Origin of the sequence: Providencia sp. PROV210 (assembly GCF_028479445.1) — a bacterium.
GTDB classification, from domain to species: domain Bacteria; phylum Pseudomonadota; class Gammaproteobacteria; order Enterobacterales; family Enterobacteriaceae; genus Providencia; species Providencia rustigianii.
Genome location: NZ_JAMPNQ010000003.1, coordinates 1 through 22,426 on the forward strand (window position 1 = coordinate 1; position 22,426 = coordinate 22,426).

Below are 22,426 nucleotides of genomic sequence, written 5' to 3' on the forward strand. Positions count from 1 at the left end.
CCCGCGTCCGAAATTTCTACATCCTCGGTACTACATGCTTAGTCTAGTCTTTAAATTCATTTGCCAACTGCGGACAGACACGCCATCAACAAACTATCCTGATTAAGTTTAACGCTTCAACCCCAGGCAAGGTATTCACGCGATCTCTTTTGGGTTTGACCTCTCTTGATCCCCGTCCTAAGAGCGGAGGCTAGGGAGAGAGGGCTCTAAGCAGGTTATTAAGCTGCTAGTGCGTAGTTTTCGTCGTTTGCGACTATTTTTTTGCGGCTTTTTACGAGGCCAACCGCCCCTCGGCATGCACCTTGGGTTTCGCAAATCCCGTCGAATCCAGAATCAGCCCCAAGTTGTTGAACGCAGTATAACAGAAAATAACTCTATAAAGCTAGAACTTAGCGATTAGAATGTTTCATTATACGCGCTTTATCTAACTGCCACTCTCTATCTTTGATATCAGAGCGCTTATCGTGGGCTTTTTTACCTTTGGCAACGCCAATTTTGACTTTGCACCACGCATTTTTCCAATATAAAGAAAGCGCGATAACTGTGTACCCTTCACGGTTAACTTTGCCATAAAGAGTATCTAATTCACGTTGATTAAGAAGTAGTTTACGGCTACGGGTTGGGTCGCAGACAACATGGGATGATGCGACAGTTAGTGGTGTAAAGTTTGCACCAAACAGATAGGCCTCACCATCACGCAGTAAAACATAACTATCACCAATATTGGCTTTGCCTGCACGTAATGATTTAACTTCCCAACCTTGTAGGGATAAACCCGCCTCGAACTCCTCTTCGATAGAATATTCGTGGCGAGCACGTTTGTTCATAGCAATTGTTGCTGAACCGGGTTTATATGGTTTTTTCTTTGTCATAGTTCAATCATTATACGTTAAGATGAGTTGAAATAAATCTTTCAACGCCGATATTTTTCTAATTGTGCATTTCTTGCCCTGCACAGGTTTTGTTTTTTGTGTAACCCGTCAATGGTGCTATTATATGCGCAGTTTTTGGGGATAGGAATTGATATGCCACAGATTAGTCGCTCTGCGTTAGTCCCTTTTAGCGCGGAACAAATGTATAAATTGGTTAATGATGTTATTTCATACCCAAGTTTTTTACCAGGGTGTGTTGGAAGTCGAATTATTAGCCATAGCCCTGATGAGATGACAGCGTCGGTTGAAGTTTCCAAAGCAGGGATCAGCAAAACCTTTATTACTAAAAATGCATTGGAAGATAATAAACGAATCCATATGCAATTGGTTGAAGGGCCTTTTAGTAAGCTAACAGGGGGATGGCAGTTTATTCCTCTTAGTGATGACGCCTGTAAAATTGAATTTCATCTTGATTTTGAGTTTTCCAATAAATTAATTGAGCTTGCATTTGGTAAGATTTTTAAAGATCTTGCGAACAATATGGTTCAAGCATTTACATCAAGAGCTAAGGTTGTTTACCGTGTCTGATATCAACATTGAAGTCACTTATGCATTGCCTGAAAAGCAGTTCTTGCTATCAGTGGCTGTGCCTGAAGATACAACTATTGAAGATGCAATTATTGCGTCAGGTATTTTGGCATTACGATCTGATATTGATTTAAAAAAGAATAAAGTTGGTATTTATAGCCGACCAGCTAAATTAGGGGATAAGGTTCAGGAAGGGGATCGTATTGAAATTTATCGACCACTGATTGCTGATCCGAAAGAGTTACGTCGTAAGCGTGCTGAGAAATCTAAAGAGAATAATAAATAATAGATTAGTGTAATCATTATTGATAATGAAGCCGAGTGGAAACTCGGTTTTTTTATATATTTTAAAATGAGTTTGAAGCATTTTCTAAATACTAATTTGCAGATTTAGCAACTACCTGTAGTTTGAAAGACATAAATTAATCTTGGTTTCACAGGTAGTTACCGCGCGCTAGCAAAAGCATTGAGCTTTATTAGTGCGTTATTCCGCTGCTTTAGTTTCTGAAGTTTTAGCTTCGGATGCTTTTATTTCATTAGCTTCCATTGCTTGCTGCGCTTCAAGATTCTTTTCATTTTTGATATCAGTCAGAATACCTGTGCGATCAAAAGTTAGCGTTAAAGTTTCTTGTTTTACAGGGTCATGACCAAGCTCTTGGCGGAAAACATAAAACCAAGTCTGAGAACCAAACGGGTCAGTCATCATTGGGGTGCCCAAAGTATAAGCGACCTGTTGCTGTGTCATTCCTTTTTTGATCTTAGCAACATCTTTTGCAGTCAAGTAGTTACCTTGATTAATGTCCGGATGGTAAACAAGACGTTCCATCATTGAACAGCCTGTAGACATTAATGCAAATGATAGTGCAGCAGCAGTTAACAATTTATAACGCATGGATATCTCATTCCTTTTGGAGTCAGAACATCAATGATAATCGACATTGATACAATTTAAAACCTTCCATATCGACTCTAAGACAACAGGAGAGAAAAAAAGTTGTCAAAATTTATGCTGCAAGCAACTCTTTTGCATTCGCTAGTGTATTTTTTGTTACAGATGAACCTGCCAATAATCTCGCAAGTTCTTGTAATCTTGATTTTTTATCTAGCAGTTGCATATGCGTTTCCGTTTCTACACCGTTCGTTTCTTTGCTGACATAAAAATGATGATGACCACAGCCAGCAACTTGCGGTAAGTGAGTAACACACATTACTTGGGTTGATTCCCCCAGTTCGCGTAACATTTTGCCGACAATCGCGGCTGTTGGACCACTGATACCAACATCTACTTCATCAAAAATTAGGGCAGGAGTATCCATTTTTTTCGCTGTAATTACTTGAATTGCTAAAGCAATACGGGATAACTCACCACCAGAAGCAACTTTAGCCAGGGCTTGATGAGGTTGTCCAGGGTTCGTTGTGACATTGAATTCCACTTTGCAAGCCCCATCAATTTGCAAATGTTCCGGCACGAATTTTACATCAATAGTAAATAGGCCATGCGGCATCGATAATTGATGCATGCTATCCGTGATTAATTGGCTTAATTCTTGTGCGTAGTGTAAGCGCACATGATGTAAGCGCTCAGCACAAGCTAAAGCTTCTTGGTGGGCTGCAACGACTTGAGCATTTAAGACTTCACAATCTTCATCTTGATTGGCAATTTGTTCTTGCTCTTCCACTAGCTGTTGAAAAAGCTCAGGTAAGGCTTCGGGAGTTACATGATGTTTACGCGCAAGACTAATTTGTTTAGAAATACGTTGCTCAAGCTCAAATAGACGATTTGGGTCGAGTTCATATTGGTCACAATAATGTTTGATTTCATCGCTGACTTCACTGACTTGAATTGTGGCTTCTTCCAACATATCGAGCAAACCAGAGAATTTAGGATTAAGAGAGACTAAGTCTGCTAGCTCACTTTTTGCCATATTTAATAAGCTGATTACATTAGCGTCGTCGCTTTCAGTTAAAATTTGGGCGGTAGTTTGTCCGATAGTCAAAAATTGACCATGATTAGCGAGTTGCTTGTATTCTTGATCAATCTCTTCAAATTCACCTTGGACGGGCAAAAATTCAGTTAGTTCTTTCAGATGATAATCAAGTAATTGTTTGCGAGATTCTCGCGTTTGCATCTGTTTTTGAAATACAGCGAGTTGTTGGCACGACTCGTGCCATTTTTGCCATGTATGCTTCATTTGTGACAATAATTCTTGCTGATTAGCATAGGCATCAAGCAACGATTGTTGATGACCATTATCTAGCAATAATTGGTGTGCATGTTGGCCATGAATTTGAATAAGCAGGGCGCCAAGTTCCCTTAATTGAGATAAGGGAACAGAAACACCATTAATAAAGCCTCGGGAACGGCCATCTACCGCGATAGTTCGGCGTAATAGACATTCATTGTGATTATCTAACTGATGCTCTACCAGCCAATTTGCTGCCATTTGTGCATCAGCAAGAGAAAAGCGAGCACACAGATCGGCTCGTTGGGAACCAGGCCGCACCATATTGGCTTCACCTCGGTTTCCTAAACATAGCCCTAGAGCGTCGATAGCGATGGATTTACCTGCACCAGTTTCACCTGTAATTGTGGTCATACCGCTACGAAAATCAATTTCTAACTCACGAACGATAGCAAAATTATTGATGGTTAATTGGGTTAGCATCTGCGCTCTCCTGTGAAAATACACAACTGTGTTTTCATACAGTTTAACCTGTTTTTTTATACAGTAAAGAGGCAGAGTGAAAAAATTAAAAAGTTTTTTTGGACCAACCTAACTTTGAGCTTAACGTATTGAAATAATTGTAATCTTTTGGGTGTATTAAGTTTAAGCTCTTTGAACTACGTTTGATGATGACTTCTTCGCCATCCTGTATAGGTAGCATAATTTGGCTATCACAGCTCACTTCATAGTCAATGTTGGTACGCAAAAATTTCAAGCGAATGCTGCTGTCACTGCTGATCACGAGGGGACGAGATGACAATGTATGAGGAAACATTGGCACCAATACAATGGCGTCGAGATTGGGTGTCAAAATAGGCCCGCCGGCAGATAATGAATAGGCTGTAGAACCCGTTGGGGTGGCAATAATTAATCCATCAGAACGCTGAGAAAAAGCAAATTTATCATCAATATAGACTTCAAACTCAATCATGTGTGCAACTTTGCCTGGGTGAAGTACTATCTCGTTGATAGCACTACTTTTACGTGATTTTTGATTTGGTTTGATCACTTGCGCTTCTAATAAAAAACGCTGTTCTTCATGATACTCACCATCCAAAACTCGGGAGAGTTGTTGCAGAGCATTATCGGGATCGAGGTCAGTTAAGAATCCTAAATTACCACGGTTAACACCGATGACTTTATTGTTATAACGAGATAAAATGCGTGCCGCTCCAAGCATATTGCCGTCACCACCAACAACAATGACCAGATCGGCTTGTTGACCAATTTCAGTCAATGTACCGGCATTGGCATTTGCCAATTTCAAATCTTTGGCAACTTGTTTATCAATAATCGCATGGTAATTTTTCGAAATTAGCCAATGATAGATAAGTTCATGGGTTGCCAGTGCTTCAGGATGCCTAGGGTGCCCAACAATACCGATAGTTTTAAATGGTGATTGTGGTGTTGTCTTATCCGTTTGCATACTTTTTTGGCCTCTCATTGTATGGCTTCCCTTGAATCCCTGTATTAGATCCCCATAATACTCTCATATATCGAATTATTGCTAAATACGCGGAGATATTCATGAGTAGTAAAGAACAAAATGTGCATGATGAGCAAACTTCTGAGCAAACTGAAACTCAAAAAGTTGAAGCAGAACAAGAAGTCGATACTCAACAAGCTGAAGAACAAGCGTTAGCCGCGCGCATTGCTGAGCTTGAACAGCAACTTGAAGCTTCCCAAAAAACTGAGCGAGAAGCAATGTTACGTGCTCACGCAGAAATTGAAAATGTTCGTCGTCGTACTGAGCAAGACATCGAAAAAGCACACAAATTTGCTCTTGAGAAATTCTCAAATGAGTTATTGCCTATTATAGATAACTTAGAGCGTGCTATTGATGCTGCTGACCACGAAAACGAAGAATCAAAAGCGATGCTAGAAGGCTTGAATCTGACGCTCAAAATGTTCTTGGATGCTGTCGGAAAATTCGGTATCGAAGTCGTTGATGCTGCTAACGTACCATTTAATCCTGAAGTCCACCAAGCAATGACCATGATCGAATCCCCTGATCACCAAGCTGGGCAAGTGATCAATGTGATGCAAAAAGGTTATACATTGAATAACCGCTTACTGCGACCAGCGATGGTTATTGTTTCTAAGTAAGTTTAGGATATTTAAAATAAAATGGGATGCTTAGCATCCCATTTTTGTTTCTATCAATTCATGTTATTCGTCAATGACAGGATTCCAATTGATAGGTGTAAGACCTTGTTGTTCTAACAATTGATTGGTTTTTGAAAAATGTCCGCATCCAAGAAAACCTCGATGAGCTGAAAGTGGTGATGGATGAGGCGCTTTCAATACATGATGGCGTTTAGTATCAATAATTCGTCCTTTCTTTTGGGCATGCGCTCCCCATAAAAGAAAAACAACGCCTTCAGTATGCTCATTGATTGCTTCGATTACTTTATCTGTAAACGTTTCCCAACCCAAGTGGGCATGTGAATGCGCATTTCCCTGCTCAACGGTTAATACCGTATTGAGAAGTAACACCCCTTGCCGCGCCCAACTCAGTAAATACCCATGATTAGGCCGCACAAAGCCGGGGATATCTTGTTCTAGCTCTTTATACATATTGACTAAAGATGGCGGTGCCTTGATGCCAGGAAGCACGGAAAAGGATAAACCGTGGGCTTGTCCCGGGCCATGGTAAGGATCTTGTCCTAGGATCACGACTTTGACATCGGCCAGCTCTGTATAACGAAAAGCGTTAAAGACGTCTTCTTGTGGTGGATAAATAATTTTTCCATTTTGGCGTTCTGAGGCAACGAAAGCCAGCGTATCTTGAAAATAGGTTTGTGACTTTTCTGAGCCAATCACATCGTGCCAAGTTACCGTATTTGACATGAAATATTCCATTGCTATCTATGTATAAAGGTAGCTTACTGTTTCCTTGGTCAGAGATAAAGTATTGTTCATTGCTAATGTCTTCAAATTATTTTGAAAATTTACAAAAAATAATTAAAAGAATGCAAATATGATTTTTGATTTAAATCAGAAACATGCGAACCCCAAATTGATCGCCACACAAAATATTTGATAAATATCAAAGAAAGCAGGGTGTCTAGCTGGTATATATTAGATAAATAGGTTGGTTAGACCAATTATCCAATCAAAAGCTATTAAAGATGGTTAGCGAAGATTGATCAAAATCTGATTCGAACGTGGAGGTCGACATGATTACTGGTATTCAAATTACTAAAACTGATAATGCAGCACTGCTGAACTCATTCTGGTTACTGGATGATGAGACAAACGAAGCGCGTTGTGTGTGTGCAAAAGCAGATTATAACGAAGGTCAAGTAGTTGCTAAAGATGAATTAGGTGCTTTTGAGTTCCGTGAAGTTCCTCTGGAAATGAAACCAACCGTTCGTGTAGAAGGTGGTCAGCACTTAAATGTTAACGTATTAAGCCGTGAAACATTGGAAGATGCAGTAAAAAATCCAGAGAAATATCCACAGTTAACTATCCGTGTTTCTGGTTACGCAGTGCGTTTTAACTCATTAACGCCAGAACAACAACGCGATGTTATTACTCGTACTTTCACAGAAAGTTTGTAATAAACATTAAGGGGTCAATAGATCTCTGAGCTTAACAAATTCTAAAAGCCATTGTTATCAATGGCTTTTTTATTCCCTTCTAATAAAGTCGATTATTTCCCCTGTTCGCGATTTATATTTCAATACTCTTCCTGAATAACGTATTTGTTAGGGAGAGTCTATGCCTTTGAGTACAACCTTACAGACGATAATTAAAAAAGATGAACTTTCTTTAATTCAAGAAGGTTTAAATCTGTACATACAAAACCCATTTACCGAAACATTTTGTAGTGTTGGTGATAAATGGTCACCAAATATCACTAAGGAGGATTTTTTAGGAAGCGATGCACAAAATAAGGATTATCTTTTAGCGCTACTGTCACGAGGCGCATATTACAGCCGTTGGCAAGAAATTCATGGAATAGAAAAACTAAATACAGAACAAATTAATCAGTTGGGAATAACGGCTGAACTACTAAGTGATAATTTTACTGGATTTCAAGCAAATATTTGCCGTTTTAATAATTTATATATTCTATGTTTTGCTGGGACTAACGATATAGTCGATTTTTATGCCAATATCAGACAAGGATTGGGATACTATGAACCTCAATATTTTCAAGCTGTTGGATTAACAAATATTCTATATAAAGCTGTTCAGGGTAATATTATTTGTACTGGACATTCTCTTGGTGGTGGGCTCGCATCCATTGCAGGGCTAGCTAGCCAGTCCCCTTGTATCTCATTTAGTCCTGCAGGGCTAGCGCAAAGTACGGTACAAAAAATTGGTATGGATTATCACTTAGCTAAGAAGATGGCAGATAATGGATTAATGCGCTTTTATACTGTCCAATATGATTGGCTTGATGCTCTTCAAAACACGCTACCAATCCCTCCTGCGTTGGGAAATCGTATTAAAATGGCCTATAGCGAACAAAGCTCTTGGAAAGACTGGCTCCCTCATCGTCTCTTAACCCGAAGTTTTATTGCACATACGATGGTGAAAATAACTAGGATGATGTGCAAGTATAAACCATGGAATAACTGGAATGCCATTACTGGGGAATTCGATAAGCAGGTAGATATTATGCTTACAGAGTTTCCAACTATTGAAGAGCAGAAAATTATAAACTGGCAGGAGAGTTGTAAAAACGCAATTAAACAGGGAAATATAAATGAATTTTCTACACTGCTGTCGATGAGTAATAAGCAATGTAATATTGATAGTTTGGCAATGCAATCAGTTCGCTCGGTGAATAGCCAGTTTATTAAGGTATTACTTAAATCTTCATATGGGAAGGGAATTCAAAATATGAAATTAGCACAGCAAAAAAGTATTTTACATATTGCTGCGCAGAGTGGACAAGTTGCACAGTCAGAAATTTTGCTACATAGCGGGATAATGGTAAATGTAAAAGATAGCTTAGGTAATACACCGCTACATGATGCGTTAAATAGTCATGCACTTGAAGTCGCTGAATTATTATTATCAAAAGGGGCTGATTGGAGGATGAAAAATAATCAAGGTGACAATTGCCGAGATATTTTAAGTCATCACATGATTAAAGAGACATCATTAACGGATGAGGGGAGAGCCTCGAGGGGGAAAATCTATCAAATGATGAGTTAAAAAAACGGACCGAAGCCCGTTTTTCTTAAATTACTCTGTTTTTCCGCTATTCTCTGGAGTCGGCGGGGTAGCAGATGTACGGCGCTTACCGATATTTTTCTTATCGCGCTCACGTACTTTAATTTTCTTTTTACTTTGTTCTTCTTTTTTCTTTTCTTTACGTTTAGCCAGCACTTTCTTCGACGGTTTTGGTTTCGTCAGCATCGCATCTGAAGGTGCTTTTGTTGTTGGTCGTAAAGAATCCACCACTCGAATCTTGATAGGATCTTCAATGTATCGGGTGATTTTGCCAAACAGTGGGAAATCGTGAGCTTCCACAAGTGAAAGTGCAGTACCTTTACGTCCCGCACGTCCTGTACGACCAATACGGTGTAAATAAACATCTGCCGTACGTGGTAGGTCAAAGTTAAATACGTGGCTTACGTTTTCAATGTCTAAGCCGCGGGAAGCTACATCGGTAGCAACTAGCACGTTAACTTGCCCGGTAACCATACGACGTACCGCTTCATTACGTTTAGCCTGTACCATTTCCCCTTCGATGTAGCAAGGCTCAATCCCAGCTGTTCGTAGCCACTGAACGACCTCACGTACACGCTCACGTTTACGAACAAATACGATAGATTTAGTAACATCTTTTTGTTTGAGTAAATGGCACAGTAAGGCTGTTTTGTGTTCTAGGTTGTCCGCACGGTAATAAAACTGTTGGATTTTTTTGCGTTCACGACGTGATGGGTCTGCACTAATCTCAACAGGATCTTCCAATAAGCGCTCGGCGAAATCACGGATAGCATCCCCTTCAAGGGTTGCCGAGAACAACATGGTTTGTTTGCGCCAGCGGGTTTCTGCCGCAATAGTTTCGATATCGTGAGCAAAACCCATGTCTAACATGCGGTCAGCTTCATCAAGGATCAAAATTTCTACAGCGCGGCAGTCAAAGTTTTCTTCTTTAATATATTGCAGTAGGCGACCGGTAGTTGCGACGACAATATCTTGGTTTTCGCTGAACACTTCTGCGTGGTTCATATACGCGACTCCGCCTGTAATTGTGGCGACGTCTAAATGATTATGTGCGCAAAACTCTTTTGCTTGATCAGCAACTTGCATGGCTAATTCGCGAGTTGGCGTCACGATCAGAACACGAGGTGGCCCTGATTTTTTTCTCGGAAAATCAAGTAAATGCTGAATTGCTGGCAATAAGAATGCCGCTGTTTTACCTGTTCCGGTAGGGGCTGAACCTAACACGTCGCGCCCATCCATTGCTGGCGGGATCGCGGCTTCTTGGATAGCCGTTGGGCGCTCGTAACCTTTATTGGTTAGCGCTGTGATTAGGCTTTCATCAAGTTCAAGTTCAGAAAATGTGGATGCAGTCATGATATACCTCTGTTTGGGGCGCTGATTATAAACAGGTTAGCAAAATTGTTCACCACAAAAATCAGTTTTCGTAGAGTTTACCTGTTTTTAATGGCGGAGGGTATATGGGGAAGGACTTGCCTACGACGAGTTTGGCCCCGTAATAGGCAAGTTTATTGCTTGATTAGCTGAGCATGTTAATTAACCAAGTGTGGTAAGGGATCCCCACGAGGTCGATAAGTACTGCACCACTTAATGGAACAATCATGAAGGCTTTCATGGAGACGTGTTTGTAACGCTCGCAAACCGATGACATGTTTGCCATGGCGTTTGGTGTCGCGCCTAGCCCATGTCCCATCATGCCTGAACACATTACCGCCGCATCGTAGTTTTTACCTAATAGTCGGAAGACCACGAAGACAATAAACAGGATGATAGCAACAGTTTGTGCCAGTAAGATGATAAATAATGGTAGTGCGATAACTTTCAATTCCCAAATTTTTAAGGACATCATCGCCATAGTTAAAAATAGGCCTAATGAAACGTCGGAAATTAAATTGATGGATTTCTGGTTAATTCGAACAATTTCAACTTGGTCATTAATGTTTCGTACAATGATCGCGATAATCATCGCACCCACATAGCTTGGCAAAGAGAATCCTGTTGCTTTCGTGAATTGTGCTGAAGCAAATTGACCAATGACCATCACACCTAAAATTAGTGCTAACATTTTTAAGAAAGCATGTGCGTCGATTGAGTCGATTTTGCCTGCTAGCTTCTCTTCAACTTTTACACTTTCAATATTTTCTTCGCTTTGAATCGTTACTTTGTGCTTTTTAATTAGGTAGCTCGCGATGGGACCACCTAATAAACTACCTGAAATTAAACCAAATGTTGCAGCAGCGATAGCCGCAACAGTTGCAGATTGTACGCCAAGGCCTTCAGCCATACTGCCAAATGCTGCCGCGCCACCGTGTCCACCAGTGAGAGAAACACCGCCAGCCATGATCCCAATAACCGGATCAATGCCCAGCAGATGAGCCAGACCTGCGCCGAAAGTATCTTGGAAAATAACGAGAGTCCAACAAATCAGTAAGTAAGTGATTAACAAACGACCACCGCTTTTTAAAATGCGGAAACTGCCATCGATACCGACAGTGGTAAAGAATGCGACCATCAGAAATGTTTGCAGGCTGGTATCAAAAGTGATTTCAGCCAGATCGAAAGATTTTAATCCCCAGATAAGTAAACTAACTAAAAAACCGCCAATGACAGGTGAAGGAATACAAAAACGTTGCAGCCATTCAATCCGTTTTTTGAGGTGTACACCCATGAGCAGGCAGAGCACTGTCAGGAAGAGTGTGGTGAGTGTGTCGATTTGGAACGTCATTGGTATCCCCTTGTTTTATACCTTGTCTTTCAAGTTACAGCGTTGTTGGTTTCTCTCAGGTACCCTAGTCACATACTTATGTATGCTCCTAGGGATACCTTCGTTTACCGCCTAGCTGTAACTCGAAATCCAAGGGTATAAATATCTTTTTAGAGATATATACAGTTGTTCTTCAAATTACAGCGTTGTTGGCTATTTCAAGTTACAGCGTTGTTGGTTTCTCTCAGGTACCCTATAGGGATACCTTCGTTTACCGCTTAGCTGTCACTCGAAATTCCATCAATCTGTAACCCAAAAATCCAAGCATTTAAAATTTAAATACTTTTATTTTTATATAGTTGCTTAGTTGACTAAGCTTTTATTTATATATTGAAAGACAAGGTAAAGTTGTTTATCAGTCGTTTTATTGTGTTTGTTGTTTTTAGAATAAATATTGGTAAATCAAATAGGCTGCAAGTTTTGATGTGTGGTTATCAATATCAAATGCAGGATTACATTCAGCGATGTCAAACAGCGCAATCTTGCCACTCGCCTTGATAACGTTAAATAATTCATCAAACGTTTCAGTGGAAATTCCTCGTGCTGCTGGGGCACTGACTCCCGGTGCAATACCGGCAGAAAATACATCCAAATCCACGGTGATATAGAGATAATCGACAGAATCAATAAACAGCCGGAGCTGCTCAATGGCTTTGGGCAACTGACTTGATGTTAGCGCTTTATCGCGAATATATTGGCAACCAAGACGATCTGCCGTGTTGAATAACACTTTAGTGTTACCGTGATCAGCAATACCCAAACAGAGATAATTAAACGGGCGTTGATACTGTTTACACAGTTGTGAAGCTTGTAAAAATGGTGTGCCCGAGGTCGCTTCGGATGCTTCTCGTAAATCGAAGTGAGCATCAAAGTTGATAATTCCGATCGTTTTTTCTGGAGAATATTTCTGAACGAAATCAAAAACTCCTTGAAAACTGGCATAACCGACTTCATGCCCTCCACCAAGAATAATTGGCTGTTGTTTCTGTTCTAAGATCTTAATAATTTCATCAGATAATTTGCGCTGAGCACTTTCTAAATCCCCATCATCGCAGCTCACAGTGCCTGCATCACGGATAGCTAGAGGTTGATGAATCGGTAACCCAGCCAACTGGCGGCGAATTTCATCAGGGCCTGCTTTCGCACCTTCACGCCCCTTGTTACGTCTTACTCCTTCATCTGAAGCAAAACCGAGCAGTGCGAACTTTGCAGGTGAGAATTGATTGATAACCTGATGGATTCTAAGATGCTCTGCGGTTTCGCCATCAGTACGACCTTGCCATACAAAAGGTTGCGACATAATTACTCCAAATTAATTAGTTTTGTTATGTTTTGAGCGGTTTGACACGTTGCTTTGATAAGCTCATCGACGCGATGAATTGAACGAAATTCAGGAGCCATGACGGAAACCACAGCTAAAATATCGTTACCTTTGAAAATAGGAGCGGAGGCACCGAAAACACCAGCATCTATTTCGCTTACTGAGATGCCATAACCTTGCTGGCGGATCTGGACTAAATCCTTCTTTAATGTCTGCAAATAATTATCTTGCTGTAACTGTTTCCCATGAGTTTCAAACACTAATTCTTGATATTGCTCATCACGAAAAGCTAATAACGTTTTAGCGCTTGCACCACGGATCACTGTGTTACCGTGTCCAACAATGAACGAGCAACGAACCGCTTGTTCACTATCAATCTTATCCACACAGATAGTTTCACGAAGATTAGCGGTAATGATGGCGGCGGTTTCTTGGGTCTTTTTCGCGAGAGCTTGTAACTCTGATTTTGATGACGTCATCAGCAAACTATGGTGATAGTATTTTTCTTGAGTTTTGATACTCTGCGCACCAACCGTGTAAGTCCCATATTGTTTAGAGTAAGAGACAAATTCCCAATTGATGAGAATTGTTAATAAGCGATAAACGGTTGATAAAGGAATATTGAGCCCATTAGAGATTGCTTGGGGTGTGACTGGAGATGCACTGGTAGTGATGAAAGATAAGATATCTAGGGTTCTATTTATGCTGTTCATGGCATCTCCTTTTTTTCGAACTTAGCAGTAAAATTTTTAGCTAACAAATGATATTCTCATAATATGAGAATCTAATTGTTGCAAATAGATTAAATTTATCGATTTGTGAGCCTAAATTGAGAATTTGAGTACAAATAACAATCAAATCAGAGTGACAGCATGAGCAATCAAAAGCCGAAGTACCGTAAAGGGGGTTTTACCTTTAAACAATTCTTTGTGGGTCATGACCGTTGTGCAATGAAAGTGGGTACTGATGGTGTCTTACTAGGTGCATGGGCTCCAATTAATGGGGTACAAAGAGCGTTAGATATTGGCAGTGGCAGCGGTTTGATTGCGTTAATGTTGGCGCAGCGAAATGCTCATCTCAACATCGATGCAGTGGAACTTGATAGTGATGCAGCGGCACAAGCACAACAAAATTTTGATGAATCCCCATGGGCTGAACGCTTACAAATTGTTAATCAAGATATTATTAGTTTTAGTGAGCAAACCACGAAGCAATACGATGTTATCGTCAGTAATCCACCTTATTTCGAGCCAGCAATATCCTGTCGTGATGAAAAGCGTGATCAAGCTCGTTATACCAGTACATTAAACCACCCAATTTTGTTGGAATGTGCTCGCCGTTGTTTACTGCCACAAGGTATTTTTTGTTTAGTTTTACCCTATGAAGTCGGTGAAAAAGTAGAAGGAATGGCGGTTGAGAATGGATGGTTTAGTGCGTTGCGCATGAATGTGCGTGATAAACAAAATACCCCATACCATCGCATGCTATTAGGATTACGGTTGGAGCCGTGCACGGCAGAGGTTTCATCCTTGACGTTGAAACAGCAAGATGAGCAATATACCGATGAATTTAAAGCGTTGATTAAACCATTTTATCTGAAATATTAATTACCTACCTGCAATATAAATATTTACAGATAGGTAAATTAATTATTATTTTCGTTTCATCGAGTTAGAATTGTGGGCCCTGATTTTTCCAGTTGTTCAGGGTAATCTAAAGTGTAATGTAAGCCACGACTCTCTTTACGCTCTAGGGCGCAACGTACCATTAACTCGGCAACTTGTACCAGATTCCTTAGTTCTAATAAATTGTTGGAGATACGAAAATTAGCATAATAATCATGTATTTCCTGCTGTAATAAATGAATTCGGCGCAAAGCACGTTCCAATCGTTTAGTGCTTCTAACTATCCCCATGTAATCCCACATAAATAATCTTAATTCATGCCAGTTATGCTGAATGACAACTTGTTCATCGGAGTTATGGACTCGGCTTTCATCCCAATCATCAAGTTGTGGAACATCGGGGATCTTATCGATCGTTTGAATGATATTTTCCGCAGCGGCCCAACCATAAACTAAGCATTCGAGTAGAGAGTTCGACGCCATGCGGTTTGCCCCATGTAATCCGGTATAACTGACTTCGCCAATAGCGTATAAGTTAGGAATATCGGTCATACCAGTTTGATCAACCATAACGCCACCGCAGGTATAGTGGGCAGCAGGGACGATTGGAATGGGATCTTTGGTGAGGTCTAAACCAAGGGTGATTAATTTGGCATATATGGTTGGAAAATGATGTTTAATAAATTCTGGCGATTTATGGCTAATATCTAAATACATACAGTCAGCGCCAAGGCGCTTCATTTCGTGGTCAATCGCCCTAGCGACTATATCCCGTGGTGCTAATTCACCACGTTCATCATAGTCCGGCATAAATCGGCTACCATCAGGGCGCTTAAGATAGGCGCCTTCACCACGTAAAGCCTCAGTCAGTAAAAAATTGCGAGCTTGAGGATGAAATAAACAGGTGGGATGGAATTGGTTAAATTCTAAATTTGCAACTCGGCAACCTGCTCGCCATGCCATCGCAATGCCATCACCAGATGAAATATCTGGGTTAGTAGTATATTGGTAAACTTTTGCTGCACCACCAGTGGCTAAGACAATTGTTTTGGCTCGGATCGTTTCAACTTGCTCTTTTTGTCGATTCCAGACATATGCGCCAACAATTCGGGAATGACCTGAGGATTGATTTTTATCTTCAAGGATCAAGTCAACGGCATTATAACGTTCTTTGATGTGGATGTTAGGATGGGAAAATGCAAGGTCAACGAGAGTGGTTTCAACTTCTTTACCCGTTGCATCAGCATGATGCAAAATACGACGGTGGCTATGCCCTCCTTCTCGAGTTAGGTGATACTGAGTTTCCCCTGTCTCAGTCACTTCGGTGTCGAACAGGACGCCTTGATCAATCAGCCATTGGACACAATGTTTGGCGTTCGAGGCAATAAATTCGACGGACTGTTTTTCACAAATACCGGCACCAGCAATTAGCGTGTCATCAACATGAGACTCGATGCTGTCGGTATCATCGAAAACTGCGGCTATTCCGCCTTGAGCATAATAGGATGCACCTTCTGTGAGGTTGCTTTTACTGAGAATGGTAACTTGATGAAAAGGGGCGAGCCGTAAAGCGGCGGATAACCCGGCAACACCACTCCCAATGATGAGAATATCAGTGTAATGCTGTGTGGATGCGTTCATAAGTGTTTGCGTGTTATGTAGTATCTATTGAGGATTTTATGTTAGCCTATCGAATCCCCTGTGACTACGTATTAATCGATGGTCACATTAACATCCGCTGTTAATTGTATTGATGGCATGTATTATCACATCGAGGATTTTACGCGCAGAATATCCCATTGATAACGCGGTTGTGTATACTATTAGTTATAACTCACAAGGATCTCTAGGATCGAAAGAAGACCAGAATCTCATTTTTTTAATTTTTTTTCGATTTTTTGGGTATTAAATTGAACTTCGTCTGTTTTTACTACTCGAAGTAAGGCTTGCTTAAGGAAGGGAGAAAATGATCAAGTTAAGCATTTATCAGTCTACGTTCGGGAGTTTGTTCCTGGAATGAGCGAGCAATTGACAGACCAAGTACTGGTTGAAAAAGTACAAAAAGGCGACCAACAAGCCTTCAACTTACTGGTAATTAAATACCAGCATAAAGTTGCAAGTTTAGTTTCTCGTTATGTGCCGCAATCCGATGTTCCAGATGTCGCGCAAGAGTCCTTTATTAAGGCTTATCGTGCAATTGGATCATTTCGTGGTGATAGTGCTTTTTATACTTGGCTTTATCGAATCGCGGTCAACACAGCTAAAAATTATTTAGTTGCCCAAGATCGGCGCCCACCCGCGTCTGACCTGGAAGCGAGCGATGCTGAGAACTTTGAAACAGCTGGTGCTTTAAAAGAAATTTCGAACCCAGAGAACTTAATGTTGTCTGAAGAACTGAAGAAAGTTGTTTTCCGTACCATTGAGTCATTACCCGAAGATCTTCGAACGGCAATTACGTTACGAGAATTAGAAGGTTTAAGCTACGAAGAAATTGCCGAAGTGATGGATTGCCCTGTAGGTACTGTGCGTTCACGGATCTTTAGAGCAAGGGAAGCAATAGATGAGAAAGTTCAACCCTTGATCCAACATTATTAATCTTGTTGGAGTTGTGGGTCAAAATTTAACTGTGAGCAATTAACTGAAGGTAATTGGGCATGCAAAGAGAGAAACTTTCCGCAATGATGGATGGTGAAGCTCTAGATTTAGAACTCATTAATACCATTTCATGTGATTCAGCGTTGAAACAGCGCTGGGAGAGCTATCATCTTGTTCGTGATACTCTGCGTAATGATATTGGCGATGTCATCCATCTTGATATTGCAAGTAAAGTTGCGGCAGCATTAGAGAATGAAGCTGTGCGAATTAATCCTCAGGTAGTTGTCGAGTCGCAACCTGAACCATCCACGTGGAATCGACTTCCGTTCTGGAACAAGATTCGTCCATGGGCCAGCCAAATCACTCAAATTGGTGTGGCAGCTTGTGTATCGTTGGCGGTCATTGTTGGTGTTCAACAATATAACCAAAGCAATTCTGTAGATTCAATGGTCGATGAACCAGTGTTTAATACAGTGCCAGTCGGTCGTGGAGCGCCTGTAAGTTTGAATCTGTCAGATAGCCAATTATTTGGTACAGACCAGCAAACTCAGCAAATTGAACAACAGAACCAACGAATTAATGCAATGCTGCAACAGTATGAGATTGAAAGACGTTCTATGCTAAATCAACAGCATAATGAAAATGATAAAAATGCAGCGTCTGCCGGAGTTAAACTGCAATAATGAAAAAATGGTTATCCGTCATCTGCCTGACGGGCAGCCTGATTGTTTCTAATCAAGCTTCGGCATCTACACAAGATGCCGATGTTCTTTTTAAAGAAATGGGATCTGCTGCCCAGAATCTATCTTATGAAATGTCATTCATGACATTCAACCCACAAAATATTGTTCCCGTTCGTTACCGCCACGCCATCATTGACGGTGAGAATATCTCTCAGATGATTCAAATGGACTCATCTCGCCGAGAGATTGTGCAAAAAGGGGATCGAATCAGTTATTTTGAGCCGGGATTTGATGCCTTTAGCCTAAACGGCGACCATATCATTGATAATTTACCAATGGTGTTATTTGCAGATTATCAAAAAATTCAACCTTATTATAATTTTATCGATGCTGGTCGTACCCATATTGGTGACAGACCTGCATTAGTTATCCGCATTATTTCAAAAGACAATTCTCGCTTTAATTATGTTGTTCTCATCGATGAAGAAACTAAATTGCCATTACGCGTGGATTTATTAGATAACAACAGTCAGACACTAGAACAATTTCGCGTGATTTCTACGGTGCTTGATAGCAAAACGGTACAAGATTCATTAGCTACATTACGCAATGTTAATTTACCGCCTTTACTTGTGTCCCCAAGAAATGAAAATCCTTCATTTAAATGGCAAGTTGGGATGCTCCCTCCTGGTTTTGAGGAAACCTCACGCTCAGTAAGGAAATTAGCGGATGATGATGTAATAGAAACCGCTATGTTTAGTGATGGTCTGTTCACTTTTTCGGTGAATGTGACTAAAGCATCCAAAGGTCCTCTGCTCGATCAACCGTTGCAAAATGGTCGCCGCACAATTTATACCATGACTCAGAAGCAAAATGTGATTACGATAATAGGCGAGCTACCGCTTGCAACCTCACAGTTAATTGCGAGTAGCATCCAATTTCGGGAGTAAATCATGGTAAAAGAATGGGCAACAGTTGTTCGATGGCAAAAAGGGCGCGCATTATTGCGTTATGGCTCTTCAGCAGGGTGTGGCAGTTGCAGTGCACGAGCTGCTTGCGGCTCTTATGCATTGAATAAAATCGGACCGAATACAGAGCATGAATTAGAAATTGAAATTGAGCAACCTCTCGTTGTAGGGCAAAAAATAGAGGTTGGCATCCCTGAAGGTAGCCTATTACGTTCGGCGATGTTGGTCTATTTAACGCCACTGATTGGCCTATTCTTATTTGCTGCATTAGCGCAGTCTGCTGATTTTGAACAGCTATGGGTGGCTGTTTCGGGTGTATTTGGCGGGTTTGCTGGATTTTTTATTGCGCGTACAATGGCATCACATTGGCGCCATAAAATAGATTTTCAACCAATTGTTTTGCAAATAGGTCTTCCCCCCGGAGAGGTTTGTGTTCAAACCCATTCTTGAGCCGAAATCACCTGTAGCCATTATTCGCCCGTAGCCATTATTAATAGTTATTGGCGATTTTGCTTTTAGTTACTCAAAAATGTCATCAGTAACTTATTAAACTTCGGCAGTTTTACAGTTGTTTTACATTGAATCTTTGTGTTAGAGGGTTCTTGTATGTAAAATGCTGCTAATTAGCAATCTTGTGATAATCATAGCATTTTAGTTTTGTAGCAAATTTTGCACAAAACTGATTTTGTAAGGCAATTTAAAAGAAGATATTACCTTGAAAATCAAAAACATCAGAAACTTTTCGATCATTGCACATATCGACCATGGTAAGTCCACATTATCAGACCGCATTATTCAAATTTGTGGTGGCTTAACTGACCGCGAAATGGCGGCGCAGGTTCTAGACTCTATGGATTTAGAGCGTGAACGTGGAATTACTATCAAGGCACAAAGCGTTACCCTTGATTATAAGGCATCAGATGGTGAAACATACCAACTGAACTTTATCGACACCCCAGGACACGTTGACTTCTCTTACGAGGTTTCACGCTCTTTGGCTGCGTGTGAAGGTGCTCTGTTAGTTGTGGATGCAGGGCAGGGCGTTGAGGCTCAGACGCTGGCTAACTGTTACACCGCAATTGAGATGGATTTGGAAGTTGTTCCAATCCTGAACAAAATTGATTTACCTGCAGCGGATCCCGATCGTGTTGCGGATGAGATTGAAGACATTGTGGGGCTTGATGCTCATGATGCAGTTCGCTGCTCAGCGAAAACAGGAATTGGTGTTCAAGATGTCATTGAACGTTTAGTTAAAGAAATTCCACCACCGGAAGGCGATCCGGAAGGACCTTTACAAGCACTGATTATTGACTCTTGGTTTGATAACTATTTAGGCGTTGTTTCTCTGATCCGTATCAAAAATGGTTCCTTGAAAAAAGGCGATAAAATCAAGGTGATGAGTACAGGACAGGTCTATAACGCTGAGCGTCTGGGAATTTTCACACCAAAACAAGTTGACCGAGACACCTTAAGTTGTGGTGAAGTAGGCTGGTTGGTGTGTGCGATTAAAGACATCACGGGTGCACCTGTTGGAGATACTTTAACAGGGGCTCGTAATCCAGCGGATAAAGCATTACCAGGCTTTAAAAAAGTGAAGCCTCAGGTTTATGCGGGTCTGTTCCCAGTAAGTTCCGATGATTATGAAGCATTCCGTGATGCACTAGGCAAATTAAGTCTGAACGATGCATCTCTATTTTATGAACCAGAAACGTCGACAGCATTAGGTTTTGGTTTCCGTTGTGGTTTCCTTGGTTTACTGCACATGGAAATCATTCAAGAACGTTTAGAGCGTGAATACGATCTTGATTTGATCACAACGGCACCAACGGTTGTCTATGAGGTGGTTCAAACCAACGGTGAAGTGGTACATGTGGATAGCCCATCCAAATTACCAGCACTTAATAATATTGAAGAGTTAAGAGAACCAATCGCTGAGTGTCATATGCTGATGCCTAAAGAGTATTTAGGTAACGTGATTACTCTGTGTATTGAGAAACGTGGCGTGCAAACCAATATGGTTTATCACGGAAATCAGGTATCTCTGACCTATGAAATTCCGATGGCAGAAGTCGTACTAGATTTCTTTGACCGTTTGAAATCGACATCTCGTGGCTATGCGTCTTTGGATTATGCATTCAAACGTTTCCAAACATCTGATATGGTCCGTGTGGATGTATTAATTAACAACGAACGTGTTGATGCATTAGCACTGATCACTCACCGTGGAAATTCACAATACCGTGGACGTGAGCTGGTTGAGAAGATGAAAGAGCTAATCCCTCGTCAACAGTTTGATATCGCAATTCAGGCGGCGATTGGTAACCACATTATTGCTCGTTCTACAGTTAAGCAATTACGTAAAAACGTTCTTGCGAAGTGTTATGGCGGTGACGTTAGCCGTAAGAAAAAACTGTTGCAGAAGCAAAAGGACGGTAAGAAACGTATGAAACAAGTGGGTAACGTTGAACTCCCACAAGAAGCGTTCCTTGCTATATTGCATGTTGGTAAAGACAGCTAAGTTTACAAGGAGTCTCAATGGCTAACACATTTGCCCTGATCCTAACATTAGCCACGCTAGTGACTGGGATTATTTGGTGCTTAGATAAATTTAAGCTTGCGCCTGCTCGTAAAGCCAAGCTTAAAAAATTGCGGGAAGTAACTAACGGCTCAATGAATGAAGATGAATTAGCGAAAGCAGTTCGTCGTCCTTCATGGCTTGAAACGGGAACCTCAATTTTTCCTGTGTTAGCTATTGTTCTGATTGTACGCTCATTTATTTACGAACCGTTTCAGATTCCATCTGGCTCGATGATGCCGACGTTATTAGTCGGTGATTTTATGTTGGTTGAGAAATTCTCTTATGGGTTGAAAGATCCTATTACTCAAACCACATTAATCGAAACAGGAAAACCGAATCGTGGAGATATCGCGGTATTCAAATACCCGCTAGAACCTAATGTTGATTTCGTAAAGCGTGTCGTTGGTTTACCGGGAGATAAAATTATTTATAATCCGGATTCCAAAGAACTCACTATTTATCCGAACTGCACAGCAAATAATTGTACCGAACGTTTACCAATTACTTATGGTCCATTAAAGCCAAGCGAATGGACGATGTTTTTAGATATTGGCTCGGTGGTTGATAACCAAAAGGGCAACTATCAAATCCCTCTTGACCAAGCATTGCCAAGAAATGCATTGCGTCAGTACGAGAGAAGTGAAACGTTGGGCACTGTTGAACATCAGATTTTAATTATTCGTGAAGCGATGACTGAAGCTAAATATGTTCAACCCAATATGCCTCGTAATGAGTGGATTGTTCCTGATAAACATTATTTTATGATGGGTGACAATAGGGATAATAGCTCTGATAGCCGTATGTGGGGCTTTGTTCCTGAACAAAACTTAGTGGGTCGAGCCGTGTTTATCTGGCTAAGTTTAGATAAACAAGAAAATGAATGGCCGACGGGTATTCGCTTTAGTCGTATTGGTCCTCTATAATTCAATTCAGACAATGCGGGTTTTCAGATGAAAACTCGCATTATCATAAGCATTATTGTTTTACCCAGTGTACAATAATCTTGTATTAAATATTATTG

The 22,426-nt window shown here is 40.8% G+C and carries 22 protein-coding genes and 1 other RNA gene; 12 read left to right on the forward strand and 11 right to left on the reverse strand.

Features of this window, described 5'->3' with window-relative positions; all coding sequences use genetic code 11:
• Both ssrA and smpB read right to left on the reverse strand, forming a co-directional pair.
• Positions 1-341, reverse strand: a transfer-messenger RNA (tmRNA) gene (gene ssrA, locus PR761_RS00565); the annotation flags it as partial.
• A 48-nt stretch (positions 342-389) separates the two neighbouring features.
• Entirely contained in the window at positions 390-872 is a 483-nt protein-coding gene (gene smpB / locus PR761_RS00570) for an SsrA-binding protein SmpB (RefSeq protein WP_006814817.1), read from the reverse strand.
• A gap of 153 nt (positions 873-1,025) precedes the next feature.
• On the opposite strand from smpB, the gene PR761_RS00575 reads away from it, so the two are divergent.
• Together PR761_RS00575 and PR761_RS00580 are read left to right on the forward strand one after the other, a co-directional pair.
• On the forward strand, positions 1,026-1,460 hold the full coding sequence (locus tag PR761_RS00575; RefSeq protein ID WP_039855078.1) for a type II toxin-antitoxin system RatA family toxin: 435 nt from the start codon (positions 1,026-1,028) through the stop codon (positions 1,458-1,460).
• A complete protein-coding gene (locus PR761_RS00580) occupies positions 1,453-1,746 on the forward strand; it encodes an RnfH family protein (protein ID WP_006814815.1) in 294 nt (97 codons plus the stop codon). The genes PR761_RS00575 and PR761_RS00580 overlap by 8 nt, the downstream gene beginning before the upstream one ends.
• Before the next feature lie 198 nt (positions 1,747-1,944).
• Here the strand turns inward: PR761_RS00580 and bamE are convergent, their stop codons facing one another.
• From bamE to nadK, 3 genes are all read right to left on the reverse strand, one after another.
• Positions 1,945-2,352 (reverse strand): outer membrane protein assembly factor BamE, encoded by a 408-nt coding sequence (bamE, locus tag PR761_RS00585; protein WP_006814814.1) that lies wholly within the window; start codon positions 2,350-2,352, stop codon positions 1,945-1,947.
• Between the two features lie 112 nt (positions 2,353-2,464).
• Positions 2,465-4,126 carry a DNA repair protein RecN gene (recN, locus tag PR761_RS00590; RefSeq protein ID WP_115164506.1) on the reverse strand — a complete coding sequence of 554 codons (1,662 nt, stop codon included), beginning with the start codon at positions 4,124-4,126 and terminating at the stop codon, positions 2,465-2,467.
• A gap of 85 nt (positions 4,127-4,211) precedes the next feature.
• Positions 4,212-5,111: an NAD(+) kinase gene (gene nadK / locus PR761_RS00595; protein WP_174217594.1), complete on the reverse strand. Its 900-nt coding sequence runs from the start codon at positions 5,109-5,111 to the stop codon at positions 4,212-4,214.
• Positions 5,112-5,212: 101 nt separating this feature from the next.
• Between nadK and grpE the strand changes: the two genes are divergently transcribed.
• Positions 5,213-5,791 (forward strand): nucleotide exchange factor GrpE, encoded by a 579-nt coding sequence (gene grpE, locus PR761_RS00600; RefSeq protein WP_006814811.1) that lies wholly within the window; start codon positions 5,213-5,215, stop codon positions 5,789-5,791.
• 63 nt (positions 5,792-5,854) lie between these two features.
• Here grpE and ung read toward each other — a convergent pair whose 3' ends face one another.
• Entirely contained in the window at positions 5,855-6,535 is a 681-nt protein-coding gene (ung, locus tag PR761_RS00605) for a uracil-DNA glycosylase (protein ID WP_039855076.1), read from the reverse strand.
• Between the two features lie 329 nt (positions 6,536-6,864).
• Between ung and grcA the strand changes: the two genes are divergently transcribed.
• Both grcA and PR761_RS00615 read left to right on the forward strand, forming a co-directional pair.
• Positions 6,865-7,248 carry an autonomous glycyl radical cofactor GrcA gene (grcA, locus tag PR761_RS00610; RefSeq protein ID WP_006814809.1) on the forward strand — a complete coding sequence of 128 codons (384 nt, stop codon included), beginning with the start codon at positions 6,865-6,867 and terminating at the stop codon, positions 7,246-7,248.
• A gap of 160 nt (positions 7,249-7,408) precedes the next feature.
• A complete protein-coding gene (locus PR761_RS00615) occupies positions 7,409-8,857 on the forward strand; it encodes an ankyrin repeat domain-containing protein (protein WP_154610582.1) in 1,449 nt (482 codons plus the stop codon).
• 30 nt (positions 8,858-8,887) lie between these two features.
• On the opposite strand, the gene srmB is transcribed toward PR761_RS00615, so the two are convergent.
• The 4 genes from srmB to PR761_RS00635 all read right to left on the reverse strand — a co-directional run bounded on the left by srmB (position 8,888) and on the right by PR761_RS00635 (position 13,670).
• On the reverse strand, positions 8,888-10,228 hold the full coding sequence (gene srmB, locus PR761_RS00620; RefSeq protein WP_112837098.1) for an ATP-dependent RNA helicase SrmB: 1,341 nt from the start codon (positions 10,226-10,228) through the stop codon (positions 8,888-8,890).
• A 163-nt stretch (positions 10,229-10,391) separates the two neighbouring features.
• A complete protein-coding gene (gene gltS / locus PR761_RS00625; RefSeq protein ID WP_006814806.1) occupies positions 10,392-11,597 on the reverse strand; it encodes a sodium/glutamate symporter in 1,206 nt (401 codons plus the stop codon).
• Positions 11,598-12,018: 421 nt separating this feature from the next.
• The gene (hutG, locus tag PR761_RS00630; protein WP_006814805.1) at positions 12,019-12,936 is read right to left on the reverse strand and encodes a formimidoylglutamase; all 918 of its coding nucleotides are present in this window, start codon (positions 12,934-12,936) and stop codon (positions 12,019-12,021) included.
• A gap of 2 nt (positions 12,937-12,938) precedes the next feature.
• Positions 12,939-13,670, reverse strand: coding sequence for an IclR family transcriptional regulator (locus PR761_RS00635; RefSeq protein ID WP_006814804.1), 732 nt, complete (start codon positions 13,668-13,670; stop codon positions 12,939-12,941).
• Between the two features lie 159 nt (positions 13,671-13,829).
• Between PR761_RS00635 and trmN the strand changes: the two genes are divergently transcribed.
• Positions 13,830-14,564 (forward strand): tRNA(1)(Val) (adenine(37)-N(6))-methyltransferase TrmN, encoded by a 735-nt coding sequence (gene trmN / locus PR761_RS00640; RefSeq protein ID WP_006814803.1) that lies wholly within the window; start codon positions 13,830-13,832, stop codon positions 14,562-14,564.
• 56 nt (positions 14,565-14,620) lie between these two features.
• Here the strand turns inward: trmN and nadB are convergent, their stop codons facing one another.
• The gene (gene nadB / locus PR761_RS00645) at positions 14,621-16,222 is read right to left on the reverse strand and encodes an L-aspartate oxidase (protein ID WP_006814802.1); all 1,602 of its coding nucleotides are present in this window, start codon (positions 16,220-16,222) and stop codon (positions 14,621-14,623) included.
• A gap of 375 nt (positions 16,223-16,597) precedes the next feature.
• Here nadB and rpoE point away from each other — a divergent pair, with 375 nt between their 5' ends.
• From rpoE to lepB, 6 genes are all read left to right on the forward strand, one after another.
• Positions 16,598-17,176: an RNA polymerase sigma factor RpoE gene (gene rpoE, locus PR761_RS00650; RefSeq protein WP_006814801.1), complete on the forward strand. Its 579-nt coding sequence runs from the start codon at positions 16,598-16,600 to the stop codon at positions 17,174-17,176.
• A 59-nt stretch (positions 17,177-17,235) separates the two neighbouring features.
• Positions 17,236-17,859 (forward strand): anti-sigma-E factor RseA, encoded by a 624-nt coding sequence (rseA, locus tag PR761_RS00655; RefSeq protein ID WP_006814800.1) that lies wholly within the window; start codon positions 17,236-17,238, stop codon positions 17,857-17,859.
• Complete coding sequence (gene rseB, locus PR761_RS00660) at positions 17,859-18,809, forward strand: sigma-E factor regulatory protein RseB (RefSeq protein ID WP_006814799.1); 951 nt, start codon at positions 17,859-17,861, stop codon at positions 18,807-18,809. Before rseA ends, rseB begins: the two co-directional genes overlap by 1 nt.
• Positions 18,810-18,812: 3 nt before the next feature.
• A complete protein-coding gene (rseC, locus tag PR761_RS00665; protein WP_006814798.1) occupies positions 18,813-19,277 on the forward strand; it encodes a SoxR-reducing system protein RseC in 465 nt (154 codons plus the stop codon).
• A 271-nt stretch (positions 19,278-19,548) separates the two neighbouring features.
• Positions 19,549-21,345 carry a translation elongation factor 4 gene (gene lepA, locus PR761_RS00670; protein WP_126437468.1) on the forward strand — a complete coding sequence of 599 codons (1,797 nt, stop codon included), beginning with the start codon at positions 19,549-19,551 and terminating at the stop codon, positions 21,343-21,345.
• A gap of 17 nt (positions 21,346-21,362) precedes the next feature.
• Positions 21,363-22,328 carry a signal peptidase I gene (gene lepB, locus PR761_RS00675; protein WP_154610580.1) on the forward strand — a complete coding sequence of 322 codons (966 nt, stop codon included), beginning with the start codon at positions 21,363-21,365 and terminating at the stop codon, positions 22,326-22,328.
• Positions 22,329-22,426 lie beyond the last annotated feature (98 nt).

Excerpts from the sequence above, each read along its gene's own strand:
- smpB (WP_006814817.1), bottom strand. The coding sequence starts at position 872 with ATGACAAAGAAAAAACCATATAAACCCGGTTCAGCAACAATTGCTATG.
- PR761_RS00575 (WP_039855078.1), top strand. The coding sequence starts at position 1,026 with ATGCCACAGATTAGTCGCTCTGCGTTAGTCCCTTTTAGCGCGGAACAA.
- bamE (WP_006814814.1), bottom strand. The coding sequence starts at position 2,352 with ATGCGTTATAAATTGTTAACTGCTGCTGCACTATCATTTGCATTAATG.
- recN (WP_115164506.1), bottom strand. The coding sequence starts at position 4,126 with ATGCTAACCCAATTAACCATCAATAATTTTGCTATCGTTCGTGAGTTA.
- nadK (WP_174217594.1), bottom strand. The coding sequence starts at position 5,111 with ATGCAAACGGATAAGACAACACCACAATCACCATTTAAAACTATCGGT.
- grpE (WP_006814811.1), top strand. The coding sequence starts at position 5,213 with ATGAGTAGTAAAGAACAAAATGTGCATGATGAGCAAACTTCTGAGCAA.
- ung (WP_039855076.1), bottom strand. The coding sequence starts at position 6,535 with ATGTCAAATACGGTAACTTGGCACGATGTGATTGGCTCAGAAAAGTCA.
- grcA (WP_006814809.1), top strand. The coding sequence starts at position 6,865 with ATGATTACTGGTATTCAAATTACTAAAACTGATAATGCAGCACTGCTG.
- PR761_RS00615 (WP_154610582.1), top strand. The coding sequence starts at position 7,409 with ATGCCTTTGAGTACAACCTTACAGACGATAATTAAAAAAGATGAACTT.
- srmB (WP_112837098.1), bottom strand. The coding sequence starts at position 10,228 with ATGACTGCATCCACATTTTCTGAACTTGAACTTGATGAAAGCCTAATC.
- gltS (WP_006814806.1), bottom strand. The coding sequence starts at position 11,597 with ATGACGTTCCAAATCGACACACTCACCACACTCTTCCTGACAGTGCTC.
- hutG (WP_006814805.1), bottom strand. The coding sequence starts at position 12,936 with ATGTCGCAACCTTTTGTATGGCAAGGTCGTACTGATGGCGAAACCGCA.
- PR761_RS00635 (WP_006814804.1), bottom strand. The coding sequence starts at position 13,670 with ATGAACAGCATAAATAGAACCCTAGATATCTTATCTTTCATCACTACC.
- trmN (WP_006814803.1), top strand. The coding sequence starts at position 13,830 with ATGAGCAATCAAAAGCCGAAGTACCGTAAAGGGGGTTTTACCTTTAAA.
- nadB (WP_006814802.1), bottom strand. The coding sequence starts at position 16,222 with ATGAACGCATCCACACAGCATTACACTGATATTCTCATCATTGGGAGT.
- rpoE (WP_006814801.1), top strand. The coding sequence starts at position 16,598 with ATGAGCGAGCAATTGACAGACCAAGTACTGGTTGAAAAAGTACAAAAA.
- rseA (WP_006814800.1), top strand. The coding sequence starts at position 17,236 with ATGCAAAGAGAGAAACTTTCCGCAATGATGGATGGTGAAGCTCTAGAT.
- rseB (WP_006814799.1), top strand. The coding sequence starts at position 17,859 with ATGAAAAAATGGTTATCCGTCATCTGCCTGACGGGCAGCCTGATTGTT.
- rseC (WP_006814798.1), top strand. The coding sequence starts at position 18,813 with ATGGTAAAAGAATGGGCAACAGTTGTTCGATGGCAAAAAGGGCGCGCA.
- lepB (WP_154610580.1), top strand. The coding sequence starts at position 21,363 with ATGGCTAACACATTTGCCCTGATCCTAACATTAGCCACGCTAGTGACT.